The following is a 550-nucleotide window of genomic DNA, read 5'->3' as shown; positions in this document are numbered from 1 at the left end:
CCCTTCAACTCCTTGAAGAGCATTCTCTCTAAGTTCCATCACCATAAACACTTCATCTGGCACTTCAAATGGTGCTTTTATGTTCCAATCACTTGCTTTCTTAAAACCAAATTTCGGATAGTACTCTGGATGCCCTAATACCACAACAGATCCAAACCCAAGTTCTTTCGCTTTTTCTAACGCCGCTACGATAAGTTTTCCGCCAATTCCTTTTTTCTGATGGCCTGGGGCTACTGAAACTGGTGCAAGTGCTAATGATTCTACAGAAGTTCCGTCTTGTTCTATTGTAATTTTTGATAACATAATGTGCCCGACTATGCCTCCATCTGCCGCAACGATTGATAATTCTGGAATAAATGCATCACATTTTCTAATGCGACTCACAAGTTCATGTTCTGTTTTATCACTGAATTCTTCATTTAAAAACGCTTCTTTTACAACTTCTTCAGTCTTACTATAATCATTTTGTTGTTCTTGTCTAATCTTTATCACTTTATATTACCCTCTATTCTTTCTAATTTCTTTTTCAATTTTACGAAGCGCTTTTTTC

General features: G+C 36.7%; 1 protein-coding gene. It reads right to left on the bottom strand.

The genetic code is table 11. From position 1 onward, the window contains the following. Nucleotides 1-492: GNAT family N-acetyltransferase (locus AC1DTM_RS31130; protein ID WP_477001778.1), on the bottom strand; the 492-nt coding region annotated here is incomplete at its 3' end. Nucleotides 493-550: the final 58 nt, after the last annotated feature.

The sequence above is a fragment of the Bacillus sp. P4_D3 genome (genome assembly GCF_056401855.1).
The sequence above is the reverse complement of the archived record's forward strand: the minus strand, read 5'-3'. Positions and strand labels throughout refer to the sequence as shown.